Annotated in this window: 12 protein-coding genes; 8 read left to right on the forward strand and 4 right to left on the reverse strand. The window is 72.1% G+C overall.

Going from position 1 to position 14067, the window contains the following annotated elements; genetic code table 11:
* Position 1 precedes the first annotated feature (1 nt).
* From ACFQ2V_RS15915 to ACFQ2V_RS15925, 3 genes are read left to right on the forward strand one after another with little or no spacing between them, the layout of a single operon-like run.
* Positions 2-2209 carry a glycoside hydrolase family 3 N-terminal domain-containing protein gene (locus tag ACFQ2V_RS15915; RefSeq protein ID WP_386053832.1) on the forward strand — a complete coding sequence of 736 codons (2208 nt, stop codon included), beginning with the start codon at positions 2-4 and terminating at the stop codon, positions 2207-2209.
* Positions 2206-4539 carry a beta-galactosidase gene (locus ACFQ2V_RS15920; RefSeq protein ID WP_386053833.1) on the forward strand — a complete coding sequence of 778 codons (2334 nt, stop codon included), beginning with the start codon at positions 2206-2208 and terminating at the stop codon, positions 4537-4539. Before ACFQ2V_RS15915 ends, ACFQ2V_RS15920 begins: the two co-directional genes overlap by 4 nt.
* A 52-nt stretch (positions 4540-4591) precedes the next feature.
* The gene (locus tag ACFQ2V_RS15925) at positions 4592-5530 is read left to right on the forward strand and encodes an amidohydrolase family protein (protein ID WP_386053834.1); all 939 of its coding nucleotides are present in this window, start codon (positions 4592-4594) and stop codon (positions 5528-5530) included.
* Here ACFQ2V_RS15925 and ACFQ2V_RS15930 read toward each other — a convergent pair.
* A complete protein-coding gene (locus tag ACFQ2V_RS15930; protein ID WP_386053835.1) occupies positions 5520-5921 on the reverse strand; it encodes a hypothetical protein in 402 nt (133 codons plus the stop codon). The genes ACFQ2V_RS15925 and ACFQ2V_RS15930 overlap by 11 nt on opposite strands.
* Positions 5922-6097: 176 nt before the next feature.
* Between ACFQ2V_RS15930 and arr the strand changes: the two genes are divergently transcribed.
* Positions 6098-7051, forward strand: coding sequence for an NAD(+)--rifampin ADP-ribosyltransferase (arr, locus tag ACFQ2V_RS15935; RefSeq protein WP_386053836.1), 954 nt, complete (start codon positions 6098-6100; stop codon positions 7049-7051).
* 401 nt (positions 7052-7452) lie between these two features.
* Complete coding sequence (locus ACFQ2V_RS15940) at positions 7453-8481, forward strand: molybdopterin-dependent oxidoreductase (RefSeq protein ID WP_386053837.1); 1029 nt, start codon at positions 7453-7455, stop codon at positions 8479-8481.
* Positions 8482-8534: 53 nt separating this feature from the next.
* On the opposite strand, the gene ACFQ2V_RS15945 is transcribed toward ACFQ2V_RS15940, so the two are convergent.
* Positions 8535-9476 carry a hypothetical protein gene (locus ACFQ2V_RS15945; RefSeq protein WP_386053838.1) on the reverse strand — a complete coding sequence of 314 codons (942 nt, stop codon included), beginning with the start codon at positions 9474-9476 and terminating at the stop codon, positions 8535-8537.
* Between the two features lie 342 nt (positions 9477-9818).
* Between ACFQ2V_RS15945 and ACFQ2V_RS15950 the strand changes: the two genes are divergently transcribed.
* On the forward strand, positions 9819-10625 hold the full coding sequence (locus ACFQ2V_RS15950; protein ID WP_386053839.1) for a hypothetical protein: 807 nt from the start codon (positions 9819-9821) through the stop codon (positions 10623-10625).
* Between the two features lie 114 nt (positions 10626-10739).
* Here ACFQ2V_RS15950 and ACFQ2V_RS15955 read toward each other — a convergent pair whose 3' ends face one another.
* Together ACFQ2V_RS15955 and ACFQ2V_RS15960 are read right to left on the reverse strand one after the other, a co-directional pair.
* Complete coding sequence (locus ACFQ2V_RS15955) at positions 10740-11174, reverse strand: VOC family protein (protein WP_386053840.1); 435 nt, start codon at positions 11172-11174, stop codon at positions 10740-10742.
* A gap of 47 nt (positions 11175-11221) precedes the next feature.
* Positions 11222-11887: a Type 1 glutamine amidotransferase-like domain-containing protein gene (locus ACFQ2V_RS15960; protein ID WP_386053841.1), complete on the reverse strand. Its 666-nt coding sequence runs from the start codon at positions 11885-11887 to the stop codon at positions 11222-11224.
* Positions 11888-12112: 225 nt separating this feature from the next.
* Between ACFQ2V_RS15960 and ACFQ2V_RS15965 the strand changes: the two genes are divergently transcribed.
* Both ACFQ2V_RS15965 and ACFQ2V_RS15970 read left to right on the forward strand, forming a co-directional pair.
* Positions 12113-13516, forward strand: a complete 1404-nt coding sequence (locus ACFQ2V_RS15965; RefSeq protein ID WP_386053842.1) for a hypothetical protein — start codon at positions 12113-12115, stop codon at positions 13514-13516.
* A gap of 88 nt (positions 13517-13604) precedes the next feature.
* Positions 13605-14066 carry a phage tail protein gene (locus tag ACFQ2V_RS15970; protein WP_386053843.1) on the forward strand — a complete coding sequence of 154 codons (462 nt, stop codon included), beginning with the start codon at positions 13605-13607 and terminating at the stop codon, positions 14064-14066.
* Position 14067: the final 1 nt, after the last annotated feature.

Below are 14067 nucleotides of genomic sequence, written 5' to 3' on the forward strand. Positions count from 1 at the left end.
CATGACCGACTCCAGTGCCACGCCTTCGCGGCCGTGGCTCGATGCCACGCTGCCCGTCGAGGAGCGCGTCGACCTGCTCATGGCCCGGATGACCCTCGCCGAGAAGGTGGGCCAGACCCACCAGGTCGCGAACATCGACCCCGACGCGGACGCGGAGGCGATCCGGGCCGGCCGGCTGAGCTCGAGCCTCTACGCGTCCGGTGCCACGGGCGGCAACGAGCGCGACGAGGGTGTGCTCGTCGGCAACATCGACGCCGCGCAGCGTCATGCCGTCGAGGGCAGCCGCCTCGGCATCCCGATCCTCTTCGGCCGCGACGTCATCCACGGCCACCGCACCGTCGCGCCGATCCCGCTCGGGCTCGCGGCGTCGTTCGACACCGATGTCGCGGAGGCAGTCGGTGAGATCGCGGCCCGGGAGGCCGCGGTCGACGGCGTCGCGTGGACGTTCACCCCCATGGTCGACATCTCCGAGGAGCCGCGCTGGGGTCGCGTCGCCGAGTCGCTCGGCGAGACACCGGTGCTCTCCGGGCGCCTGGCCGCCTCCATCGTGCGCGGGTTCCAGGGCGACGACCCCAGCGACGCCGACCGGATCGCCGCGTGCGCCAAGCACTTCGCCGGCTACGGCCTCGCCGCAGGCGGGCGAGACTACGACACGGTCAGCGTCGGCGAGAACACGCTGCGCAACCTGCACCTGCGGCCGTTCAAGGCAGCGGTCGACGCCGGCGTCCACACCGTCATGGCGGCGTTCAACGACGTCGACGGCACCCCGATGCACGCGCACGAGCACCTGATCCGCGAGGTGCTCAAGGGCGAGTGGGGCTTTGACGGCGTCGTCGTGGCCGACTGGAACGGCATCGGGCAGATCGTCTTCCAGGGCGTCGCCGCCGACGACCGCGAGGCGGCCGCGCTGGCCATCCGGGCCGGCGTGGACCTCGACATGGTCAGCGGCGCCTACCTCGCCCACCTCGAGGATCTCGTCGAGTCGGGCGAGGTCGACCTCGCGCTCGTCGACGACGCGGTGCGTCGGGTGCTGCGCCTCAAGTTCCGCCTCGGCCTCTTCGAGCGGCCGTATGCCGCCCGCCCGGGTGCCGCGAACGCGCCCACTCCCGAGACGCGCGCCGTCGCGCTGCGGGCAGCCCGGGCTGCCCACGTGCTCGTGAAGAACGCCGGTGTGCTGCCGCTCGACCCTCATGCAGACGCGGGCACGGGCACGGGCACGGGCACGGGGAAGGTGCTGCTCAGCGGCCCGTTCGTCGACGAGGGTGAGGCGCTGCTCGGCACGTGGACCCTCGACGGCCGGGGCGAGGACGTCGTCACTCCGGCCAGCGCCCTCCGCGAGCGCCTGGGCGACCGGCTCGACGTCTCCGACGGTCGCTTCTCCGACCGCACGCTCCAGCAGGCTCGGCGGGCCGACCGGACCGTGCTGCTGCTGGGCGAGCACCCGTCCCGCTCGGGCGAGGCGAACTCCGTCACCGACATCCGGCTGCCGCACGGGCAGCTCGACGTGCTGCGCGCGGTCGCCGGGCTGGGCAAGCCCGTCGTCGCCGTCGTCTACACCGGCCGACCGCTCGACCTGTCGGAGGTGCTCGACCTCTCCGACGCCGTCGTCGTCGTGTGGCACCCCGGGGTCGAAGCCGGAAACGCCCTCGCCTCAGTGCTGTTCGGCGAGGTCGAGCCGCACGGACGACTGCCGATGACGTTCCCGCTGACCACCGGGCACATCCCCACGAGCACGCACCAGCGACCGACCGGCCGGCTGATCCGCGCCGACGTCGACCTCGACGAGGGCCGCTACCTCGACGCGCTCACCTACGCCCGGCTCCCCTTCGGCTTCGGCCTCTCGTACACCACCGTCGAGTACGGCGCTCCCGTCGTCTCGTCGCCGACCGTCGCCCGCGACGGGTCCGTCACCGTGACCGTCACCGTCACGAACACCGGCGAGCGGCCCTGCCGCGAGGTCGTCCAGCTGTACTTCCGTGACCCGGTGGCGCAGGTCACCCGCCCCCTCGTCGAGCTCACCGACTGGGCCCTCGTCGACCTCGCACCGGGCCAGGCGCGCGACGTCACCTTCGACGTGCGCGCCGAACAGTTCGCGTACGCCGGCCGTGACCTCTGTGCGCGCGTCGACGAGGGCGAGATCGTCCTGCTCACCGGCCCCGACTCCGCCCGACTCCAGTCCACCAGCATCACCGTGAGGACCGACTCATGATCGAGACCACCCGACGCCAGATCCGCATCGACGGCGAGCCCCGCATCGTCATGTCGGGCGAGGTGCACTACTTCCGCGTCGCGCGGGCGGAGTGGGGCCAGCGCCTCGACCTGCTCGTCGAGGCCGGCTGCGACACCGTCGCCTCCTACGTCCCGTGGATCTTCCACGAGCTGCCCGACGGCTCGCTGGACGTCACCGGGCAGACGCGACCCGAGCGCGACGTCGGCGCGTTCATCGACCTCGCCGCCGAGAAGGGCCTGCGCTTCATCGCGCGCCCGGGGCCCTTCATCATGGCCGAGCTCAAGAACGAGGGCATCCCGTTCAGCGTCTACCGCGACCACCCGGAGGTCGTGCCCGTCGGCTGGGACGGCGAGCCCGTCTCGTCGCGCACCGTCGACTACCTCGCGCCGGCCTTCCTGCGCGAGTGCGGCCGGTGGTTCGACGCGATCATGCCGGTCCTGGCGCCCCGGCTGCAGCCCGCCGGCGGGCCGGTCATCGGCGTCCAGCTCGACAACGAGGTGGGCATGCTCGCGTGGGTGACGAACTCGCCCGACCTCACCGACGGGCTCGTCGAGTCCTTCGGTGACTTCGTGCTCGAGCGCCACGGCGACGCCCACCCGTATGCCGTCGCGCCGGGTGAGGACGGCTGGGCGCACGCCGTGCGCTCCCCGAAGGAGGAGTGGGCCGGGGCGCTGCGCCTCGACCTCGGGCTCTTCATGCGACGCAGGTTCGCGGAGTACGTCGCCACGCTGCGCCGGATGTGCGAGGAGCGCGGCGTCGGCGGCGTGCCGTTCTTCGTCAACATCCACGGCACCGAGGGCGGCAACGGCGCGCCGTTCCCGATCGGCATCAGCCAGCTCGTCGACACCTACTCCGGCATCCCGGGCATGGTCTCCGGGTCGGACCACTACCTCGGCGAGGCCACACTCAACACGATGACCGACCTCTACGTCATGAACGCCTACATGGCTGCGGTGCACGACGACGACCAGCCGCTGACGTCGCTGGAGTTCGAGGCCGGCTCGGGCGACTACGGCGCGGGGGCGGAGATGCAGTACGACCCGTCGACCGTGGACCTCAAGACGCGACTCTGCCTCGCCCAGGGCAACCGGCTCGTCAACTACTACCTCTTCGCCGGCGGCATCAACCCGCCGCTCGACGAGCGGGTCGACGACGGCAACGACCGCATCTCGTTCACCGGTGAGCGGCACGGCACGGCGGCCCCCGTCGGCCCGGAGGGCCAGCGCGGCTACGCGTACGGGGCCACGGCGCGCAGCATCCACGCGGTCAAGGCGAACGAGCCGTGGCTGGCGCGCATGGACGAGGACCACGACGACGTGTCGCTGGGACTCGTGCTCGACGCCTACATGACGGAGTACCACCACCCCGGCTCCGAGACCATGACCGAGGTCGTCGACGACCTCACCTCGCACCGCGGGGCCGGTGAGCGCAAGGCTCTCGCCCGGTCGCTGCTGCTCGGTGGGTTCCGTTACGGCGCAGTGCATCTCGAGCGCCGCGACCCCGCCCAGGGGTCGACGGTGATGGTCGGGACAGGACGCTACGTGTCCCGGGTCGTGCAGGAGCGGCTCGTCGGTCACGTGACGTCCGGCGGCAACGTCGTGCTGCTCGGCAAGGTGCCCGACCGCGACCTCGACGGCACGCCGTGCACGCTGCTCGCCGACGCGCTGGGCATCCGACCGGGCGAGGTCGTGCGCGACACCGGCCACTACTACCCGTCGCTCGTGGCGCACGGCTGGGCCGAGCCGTGGCCCGAGATGCGCGCCGGCTGGGTGCAGCACCTCACGCACGAGCGGGGCGACGTCGTGCTGACCGACGTCTACGGTGCGGTGTGCGGCGTCGACGTGCCGCTGGGCGAGGGGCGCGCCATCGTGCTCGCCGCGCAGGTGCCGTCCGACGAGGTGCTCTTCGACCGGGCGCTGTCGAGCCTGGGCGTCGCCCCCGGGCTGCGGCTCGAGACGCAGTGGCCCGGCGTGTTCGCGACGACGACGAGCACCGACGACGGGCAGCGCGCCCTGCACCTGATCAACACGTCGGGCGTCGCGGCCACCGTGACCGTCGCCCTGGACGGGACTCCGATCGCTGCCGGTTCGACGCTGGTGGTGCCGGCGCGCTCCGGGCACATCCTGCCGCTCGGGCTCGAGGTGGCCGGCCGCCGGCTCGACTGGGCCTCCGCCGAGATCGCCGGCGTCGACCCCGACGGCGCGGTCCACTTCCGTGCGGGCCTCGAGGAGGACGGTGGAACGGCGGTCGTCCTCGGCGGCCGCACCGTCCAGCTCTCGCCGGGGGAGAACACCCTCCGCGCGGAGTGAGCCGGCCCGGCGGAGGTGAACGAGGCAGACTGGCGCGGGGAAGGGAGCGTGGATGACCGGGTCCGGACCGTCATCGGATGCCGACGTGCCCGGCTGGGTCGCGTCGCTGGGACTGCCCGGTCTCGTCGACCTGCACGTCCACTTCATGCCCGAGAGCGTCCAGCAGAAGGTGTGGGGGTTCTTCGACCAGGTCGCCGAACGAGGTGACCCACCCTGGCCGATCACCTACCGGCAGGACGTCGAGGACCGGGTTGCCGTGCTGCGTGGCCTCGGGGTGAGGGCGTTCACGTCGCTGAACTACGCCCACCGCCCCGGTATGTCCCGCTGGCTGAACGACTTCTCCGCCACCTTCGCCGCGGACCACGACGACGCCATCCACTCCGCCACGTTCTTCCCCGAGCCCGGGGTCACCACGATGGTCGCCGAGGCCCTGGGCAGCGGCGCCAGGGTGTTCAAGGTGCACGTCCAGGTCGGCGAGTTCTCACCCCTGGACCCCGCGCTCGACGCGGCATGGGGCCTCATCGCGGCCTCCCGCGCACCCGTCGTCATCCACTGCGGCCACGGACCTCACCGCGGCAGGCACACGGGACCCGAACCGATCCGCGAGCTCGTCAGGCGGTTTCCGGCCCTGGTGCTGGTCATCGCGCACGCCGGTCTGCCCGACTACCGCGAGTTCGCCGGGCTCGCGGCGCGACACCCGAACGTCTACCTGGACACCACGATGGTGGGCACTATCTACATGGAACGCATCGCACCGGTCCCGGCCGACTATCCGGCGCTCATGGCGGACCTCGAAGGCAAGGTCGTTCTCGGCACCGACTTTCCGTCGATCCCCTATCCCTACAGCCACCAGCTCGAGGTGCTCAGCGACTGGGGACTCGGCGACCGGTGGCTGCGCGAGGTGCTGTGGCACACGCCCAACCGGCTCCTCACCGGCCGCCAGGACGCCTCGGGCCTGGACGGCCGGCCCTCGCCGCCGGTCAGCCCTTGAGGTAGAAGCCGTTCGTCTGTGAGCGCGAGGGGTCGCTGGCCGTCGGGTCGAGCGCGGCGAACGTGAAGTACACCTCGTCCGTCTTGCCCGTCGCGGCGTTGCGGCAGAGGTAGTCACGCGGCAGGTTCACGGCCAGCTTGCGGGTGCAGCCCTTGGCCGCGTACGTGCTGTCGAGCTTGCCCTGGACGGTGGCCACGCTGTCGGTCGAGCGGACGACGGCCGTGGTCGAGCTCTGCGAGACGAGTCGCCCCGGGTTGGTGGGCAGGGGCATGGAGGTGGGCCACGTGCCCGTCGAGCCGGACGAGCTGCCACCGCCGCTGGCCGTGGCGACACCAGCACCCAGGACCACGACCGCGATCGTTGACACTCCGATTGCCGCGAACTTCTTCATGACTCTCCTTGTGAAACCACGCTTGGGGTGCCCTCCCGCTCCCGGGACATACCCACCATTCCCGCGCGCCTATACCAGAGGCAATGCGACCTTGGTGCTAGAACCACGAAAACTGCCTCGTCCTTGGGGGAAGGAGTTCTGGGGAGCGACGGGACGAAGTGTGTCAGATTGGGATGATGCAGACGAGTACCGGCGACTTCGAGCTGTCGATGGACGAGCTGCGTGCCGTCGCGGCGTATGCCGTCGCGTGCGCCGAGCCGATGATCGTGCTCTTCCAGAGGGACCACCCCGACGACCCGCGCCCCGAGGCGGCGCTCGAGGCGGCGCGAGCCTTCGCCGAGGGGGCGCCGCGCTCGAACCTCCAGCGCACGACCGCCACCGACGCCCACCGCGCCGCCAAGGAGGCGGCCTCCGAAGCCGCCCGGCACGCAGCGACCGCCGCCGGTGACGCGGCGGCCGCGGCATACCTCTACCCCCTGGCCAAGGCGACCCAGGTGCGCCACATCCTCGGCCCCGCCGCGCACGCCGCGCGGGCTGCCGAGCTCGCTCGCGGCGACGACCCCGTCGTCGCCGAGTACGTCGTCACCGCCGCGGCCGGTCGAGCGACCCCCGTCGTCCTCGACGTGCTCTCGCGCTACCCGCGCGTGCCGAAGGGGCGCACGCGCGTCTCCGTCCTCATGGCTCGGCTCGACAGCCTCCTGCGGGACCCGCGGCCGGCGCCGCGCGTCGTCGACGACACCGGGCCGTTCTTCCACGGCACCAGGGCCGACGTGCGTCCCGGCGACCTGCTCAGCCCCGGGTGGCGCTCCAACTACGGTTCCGGCCGCCAGTCGAAGCACATCTACGTGACGGCGACGCGCGAGGGCGCGCCGCTCGCCGCCGAGCTCGCTCGCGGTGACGGCCCGGCCCGCGTCTACCGGGTCGAGCCGCTCGGTCCGCTGGAGGACGACCCGAACGTCACCGACAAGCGCTTCCCCGGCAACCCCACCCGCTCCTACCGCACCACCGAGTCGCTGCGGGTCCTCGAGGAGATCACCGGCTGGGACCCGCCCTCACCCGAGATCGTGGCGCACATCCGCAGCCGCATGGGCGAGCTGGCCGAGCTCGGCATCGAGGCCATGGACGACTGACCGACGCGGTCACGCCCCCCAGGGGCCGTGCGGGGAGGTCGGGCCACCGGCAGGGCCAGGCGCAGCGCCCCCGCTGCGACGCCACCGGCGACGACCACCGCGGTCACGGCCGCCGTCACACGCCACGTGAAGGTACGCGCGACCATGACGATGGACGGCGTGCTCAACGCAGGCAACGTGACGAGCAGCACGCCGACCACCCCGAAGCCCGCACCCGCCGCCATCAGCCCGGCGCCGAGACTCGTGAGCGGTCACGACTCATGACGGTCCCTTCGCAGGTCAGGCCGTGCGGAACCCGCACCTGGACGACTCGACCGTCTCCTTACCCTCGCCCGTCGTCGGATGGCGCGCTGACGCCGTGGGGCCGTCGTCGCGCCGGCGCCCGGGAGCACACTGGGAGGGTGGTGGTCGTCGCGTCGCGGCCGGGCCGGGGGACCAACCTCGCGCTCCTGGTGCTCCTGGCCGGTTCGTTCGTGACCGGCTGGGTGTGCTTCGGCGTCGGCGTGCCGTCCGGGTCCCGCGCGGCGAGCGTGGTGCACGGCGCGCTGGGTCTCGGCATCGCCGTGCTCGCACCGTGGAAGAGCGTGATCGTCCGACGCGGACTCCGCCGTCGCCGGCGGCACACCGTCGCAGTCGTGTTCGCGCTGGCGCTCACGGCCAGCCTGCTGGCGGGCATCGTGCACTCCACGTTCGGCCCGGCGCGAGTCGCAGGCGTCAGCGCGCTCGCCGCGCACGTCGCGTTCGCGGTCGTGGCCGTCCCGCTCGGGGTGGGCCACGTCCTCCGTCGCCCCCAACGCGTACGCGTGAGCGACCTTTCCCGGCGGACAGCCTTGAAGGCGTTGGCATTCGGCGGCACGGCTGCCCTGGCGTACGCAGCCCTGTCGTCGCTGACCTCGGTGACGGGGCTGCCCGGCGGGCGACGTCGCGAGACCGGCTCGTACGAGGTCGGGTCCGGCACACCCTCCGCGCTGCCGGTCACGCAGTGGTTCACCGATGCCGTGCCGGAGGTCGACCCGGCCGCCTACGGCCTGCACGTCGAGCGTCCGGACCAGCCGACGCGGCGGATCTCCTACGGCGAGCTGCAGGCGATGGCCGGCACGACCCGGGCGGCGGTCATCGACTGCACCGGCGGCTGGTGGTCCGAGCAGACGTGGCGTGGGGTGCGGCTCGACGCGTTGCTCGGGCCGCTCGGCAGCGGGTCGATCGTCGTGCACTCGGTGACGGGCTACACCCGGCGCTTCCCGGCCGAGGATGCCGCGAACCTGGTCCTCGCCACGCAGATGGGTGGCGAGCCGCTCTCAGCCGGTCACGGCGGCCCCGTCCGACTGGTCGCACCTGGACGCCGCGGCTTCTGGTGGGTCAAGTGGGTAGACCGGGTCGGCGTCGATGCTCAACCGTGGTGGTCCCAGTCGCCCTTCCCCCTGCAGTGAGAAGGCCGCCCGAGTCCGTGGACTCGGGCGGCCTTCCCGCACCCCCTCGGTGGTCAGCCGCCGATGGGCGTGGGGTTGGTCGGGTCGGGTGGCACGGGGAGCGAGCCGCGGATCTGGTTCTGCGCCTGGCAGCTCTGCGTGCAGCTCGTCGCCCCCTGGCTCAGCTCGATCGCGTCCTCGCCGAGAACGCCGCCCATCCGGCCGCCCGAGGCAACCGACCACGTCGTGACCGAGCCGGTCTGCGAGGTCTTCGTCGCCACCTGCGGGCTGTCCTTGCCGAGCAGCATCTGGTGGTAGCCGGTGCTGCTCTGGGCTGCGGAGACCGCGTCGGTCCCGTTGCCGAAGTTGACCTTGCCGGTGAACGGGTTCACGAAGTAGAAGAGCGTCGGGCCGAGCGTGTGCGTCAGGGTGACTTTGTTCGCGAACTCCGGCTCCATCTGGAAGATGCCACCCTGCGGGGCGTCCTTCGCCTGGACCTTGAGCTTGCCGCCGGCGGTGCGGAACAGGGCCACGAGAGTGTCGTCGCGGACCTGCAGCTCCAGCACCGGGCCGGCGAGCTGCGCGGAGGTCAGGGTCGGCACCTTGCTCTTGAAGACCACGGTCGGGCTCGTGACCATCCGGTCGGGGGCCGGTGCACCGGTCAGGGTGTAGTCGTAGACGCCGAGCGTGGCCGGGTCGATGGTGAAGGTGGTGTGCACGCCGGTGACCTTCACGACGCCCCGCACGGTGCCCTGCGCCTTGGCGTCCCTGCCGGGTGCCGGGTCATAGGTCGTCCCGTTCACGGTCACGGCGTAGTTGCCGCCCGAGCTGCCGGTCGCGCTGCCGGTAGAGCTGCCGGTCGCGCTGCCGGTCGCGCTGGTCGTCGTGCCGCCGGTGCCGTCGTCGCCGGGCTCGCCGCCCTTGGCGGTGGCGACGCCCGACAGGCTGAGGCCGAGGAGGGCGCCGGCGGCGAGAACGGCCGTTCCGCGCAACAGTCCCTGGGTCGTCTTTCGCATGTGTGCCCCTTGCTGGTCTTGCCAGGCGCACCCCGGTGGTGTGCCGCGCCCAGCACACACGACAGGCGGTACTACCCGAAACCGGACAAAGGTAGTAATACCGGGCGAACCGGATGACAGGGCCGACCCTCGGGCTGACCGCCCCGACGACCGCAAGGCAGCCGCGATCATCGACCGGGTCGACTTCGTGCCGCTGGGCAGAGCGCGTTCTCGACGCGCAGGACGCCCACGACCTGACCGACGGCGTCGCGACCTCGATGGAGCACGGCTGCGCGAACACCGACGGACTGAACGTAGGCTCTAGGGGCCATCCGGCACCTGATCGCACGTCGAGGAGGCTCCGTGTCTCACAGCCCGTCCCGCATCCGGGAGATCCTGCCGACCTCCAGTCGCACTGCCCTGGGGGCGACCATCGCCGGTGGCGTCCTCACCGCTCTCGCGTCGGCGCCCGAGCGGATCGGCCACCTGTTCCGGCACCGCTTCCCCATGGTGGCGGTCACCGGCATGACAGGGGTGGGCAAGAGCCAGCTCGTCGACCGCCTCACCCGCCGCAGCTCCGCCGACGGCGTGGCCCCTGTGGGCTCGGCCGTGATGGAGCGTCGCACCCGCCGCTCGCCGCGGCTGCACGGCTTCCGGTTCCTCGTGGTGCCGGGCGACAACGCGGCCACCCGCCTCGGCGCCCTCGATGAGGTGTTCCACGACGAGCCGGTCGACGGGGTGATCCACGTGGTCGCCAACGGCTACGCGACACCACGGCGGGCTGCGGGCACGACGGGCACGGCGACGGCGAGCCGCGAGGAGCAGCTCGCCGCCGAGCTCGAGGACTGGGCCATCACGTCGCACCGGATCGCCTCCATGGCCGTGCGCCGTCACAAGCCCATCTGGCTCGTCATCGCGGTGACCAAGACCGACCTCTACCCCGACGACATCGACGAGGTCGTGCACTACTACTCGCCGGGCAGCGGCTCACCGTTCGGCGACAAGGTCGACGCCCTGCGGGCCCTGGCGGGCGGCGCGAAGCTCTCGATCGACGTGCTGCCGGTGTCGACCCAGGGCGGCGACCGCAAGTCCGCGCTCCCGGCCAAGCAGGCCGGTGCCATGGTCGACGCCCTCGCCGACCGGCTCGGCCAGCTCAGCGGACACGCCTGAGCGGCCTGAGCGGCGCGGGCGGCGCACAGCGTGCGCGCTCCCGGTCAGAGCTGTCCGGTGCCCCGGCTCCGGACAGCCGCGTGTGCGCACGACTTCTGAATGCGCACCGGCAACTCAGTCCAGACAGAACTCGTTGCCCTCGACGTCCTGCATCACGAGGCACGACTCGTTGACGCCGTCGGCGAGGAGCAGCCGCTGGCGTGAGGCGCCGAGCGCCTCCAGCCGCGCGCACTCGGCCTCGAGCACGGCCACCCGCTCGTCACCGACCAGACCGGTGCCGACGCGCACGTCGAGGTGCACCCGGTTCTTGACGACCTTGCCCTCGGGCACGCGCTGGAAGAACAGCCGGGGTCCGACGCCCTCGGGGTCGACGCACGCGTACGCCCCGCCCTGGGCCTCCGACGGGAGCGTGGCCTCGAACTCCTCCCACGACTCGAAGCCGGGCGGGGGTGGCGGGACGACGTAGCCCAGCACCTGGCACCAGAAGAGCGCGACGCGCTCCGGCTCGGCGCAGTCGAACGTGACCTGGAACTGCCTGACCGTCGTCATGCGCCCACCCTAGGCCGCGGGCGCCCCCTCGTCGCAAGGGATTTCGGCTACTCGTGGATCAGCGTCCAGCGCCCCTCCGACACGATCTCGAGCTGCCCGTCGACGACCACGAAGGCGGTGTCGTCGTCGACGGCATACGCCGGGCCCTCGATGCCGGCCGCCCACTGCTCCGCCTCGGCCCGGGTGTTGCCCGGCACGTCGTCACCGTTGACGTGGGGGCAGATGAAGAAGTCGACGAGGCCCAGGGTCTCGTCGCCGCCGGTCGGCGGCCGCCACTGGACGAAGTCGTCGCCGACCCGAGGGGTCATCACCATGCTGCCGGCGCTGAGCCCGACCCAGACGGTGTCGAGCGTCGGCAGCAGGTCGGCCAGCCCGGACTCGCGCATCCAGTGGGACAGGTAGAGCACGTCGCCGCCGGCGACGAGCAGGGCGTCGGCCTCGCGGACCTTCGGCACCCAGAGGTCCTGGTCGATGCTCGGCAGCGCGGTGAGCTCGAGAACGCCCATGGACTTCCACCCCAGGCCGACCATCCCGTCGGAGCGGCCGCTGATGAACTGCCACGGCTTCTCACCGGGACCGACCCACGGGTGGGCGTACTGCGCGGTCGGGATGCACAGGGCGGTGGACTCAGCGATCGGTTTGCCGAGGAGACCGACGAGCGCCGTCTCGATGCTCGGGTTCTTGACGCCCGCGGACGTGAGGAGGAGCTTCACCGTGCCTCCCTGCAGGGCGAGGATGTCGACGTGGTCAACCTACCGGCCGACGTTGGCGTTTCGACGTCGGCTGGGTACCTAGGGTCCAATAGACCCGCGGGCCGAATCCCGCGACCGACCCGACCCTCACGACCCAGGCCGACCATGACGCAGACGCTCGCTCCCGCACACCGGCGGGCCCGCCTGCTGCCCTCGGTGAGCTCCGTGCCGCAGCACCGTCTCCTCATGCCTGCGGTCATCGCGGTCGCGTTCCTCGTCACCCAGGGGGTGGCGCAGGCGGTCACGCCGTTCATCCGGCAGGACGACTGGACCTTCCTGCTGCCCGACGACCAGCCGAACGTGGCGCCCCCGCGCTACTACAACATCAGCGAGGGGCGCTGGCTGAACACCGGCTGGTGGTGGCTCGTCGGCCAGCACGGCACCCCCACGACCGCAGCCCTCACGTATGCCGCCGGCTACGCCGTGCTCGTCGCGGGAATGTGGCGGGTGCTCCACCGGTCGGGAGTGCGACCCGGTCCCGTGGTCGACGCCCTGCTCGGCCTCGCGCTCTACGCCTCGTGCGTGTGGGTGCAGCTGCTCTACTGGCCGGGTGCGCTGACCCCGTCGGTCCTCGTGGGTGCGGCGGCGATGTGGCTGCTGCCCCGGGCGGCCGCCTCCCGCCCGAGGATGGCGCTCTGGCTGCTGCTGAGCGGTGTCGCAGCGGTGCTCAGCTACCCGCCGATCGGGGTCGTGCTGCTCGTCTTCGCCGTCGTGTTCCTCCGCGACTCCCCATGGCGCCGCGTCCTCGGCGTCACCGCCGGCTGGGTCGGCTCCTTCGCCGCCGGGGTCGCCGTCGCGTACACGCTCAACTGGATCTTCAACCAGCACTTCGGCATCGAGATGGCGTCCTGGCGCAACGCCAACCCGCTCACCTCCCTCGACGCCCTCCGGGTCAACGCGGGACGCTGGTTCGAGTCGGTCGGGGGCCTCTGGGCCGCCCAGTGGTGGGTCGCGCTCGTGGGGCTCGTGGCGGCGGTGCTCGGGTGGCGCGAGACCCCGGTGCGGGCCCGCCTCCAGCGCCTCCTCGTCGCCTTCGTCGTCGCGTCCGGCCTCGACGCGGCCCAGACCCTCGTCACCGGCACCGTCACCGAGGCCCGCGGCCAGCTGTGGACCTGGCTCGTCGCCGTCCTGCCGGTCGCCTTCCTGCTGCTCCATCGCCGACAGGCGAAAGACCGGGGCGTACGCGCGCAGGTCGCCGAACGCGTACCTGCCCTGCTGCTCGCCGTCCTCGCCGTCGCCGGGGTGCTCTCGTGGCGCGCCGACATCGGCGCCCACCAGGCCACGCGCGTCCAGTACGACGCCATCGCCGAGGAGGCGACCGCGCCGGAGCGCGGACAGGCCGCGACGCGAGTCGTCGTGTACCAGGACCCGGCCGTCAGGAACACGCGCGACGGCCGGCTCATGGCCAGCACGATGTTCATGGCCGTCCGCCAGGAGACCGGCGGGGTGCAGCCACGGTGGTGCCGGGGCGACGAGTGCACCGTGCTGGCCAGGCAGGCGGCGGACCACCCGGTCGTCCGCATCGACAGTCCCGCCGGGCTGAGCCACGTCATCGGCATCGTCGTGCCCGCCCCACCCGGCTGGGTCTGACGCGTAGTAGCGCCGCCGCACCGGCGCTCGGCGTCCCCGCCCCACGCCGTTAGCCTTGGCCCAGGTGCCCTGCGAGCAGGAGGTGGTCATGGCGTACGACGTCGACTTCACGGAGGTCTCGACGGTCGGTCTCGAGTCGTCGCCGGTGGCGGAGTCGCTGGCCGGTCTGCGGGCCAACGAGGCCCGCTACTTCTCGCACAAGTACTCCCACACGTTCAGCGTCCAGCCCGCCGACGAGGCGACCGATGTCGTGGCGTACGTGAGCAGGATCCTCGAGCAGGAGCGTGGCATCGTCATCGCGTCCCCGGCGCTCGAGGCCACCGAGTTCGAGGTCGACGGCGTCCGCTGGTCCTACGTCTTCTACGAGTCCGGCCTCTCGGTGAACGTCCTCTACACGCTCGCCGAGGGCGGCAAACGGGCCGTCGGGTTCAAGCTCTCGGACGGCATGGACGTTCCCGACGAGCTGGGCGACTTCAAGTTCGCGCGTCAGAAGTCCAGGCTGGCCGGCACGATCCGCGGCTCCTACTTCGTCATCAAGGGCGAGTACTGAG

This window comes from Terrabacter terrigena (genome assembly GCF_042676085.1).
Taxonomy (GTDB): domain Bacteria; phylum Actinomycetota; class Actinomycetes; order Actinomycetales; family Dermatophilaceae; genus Terrabacter; species Terrabacter terrigena.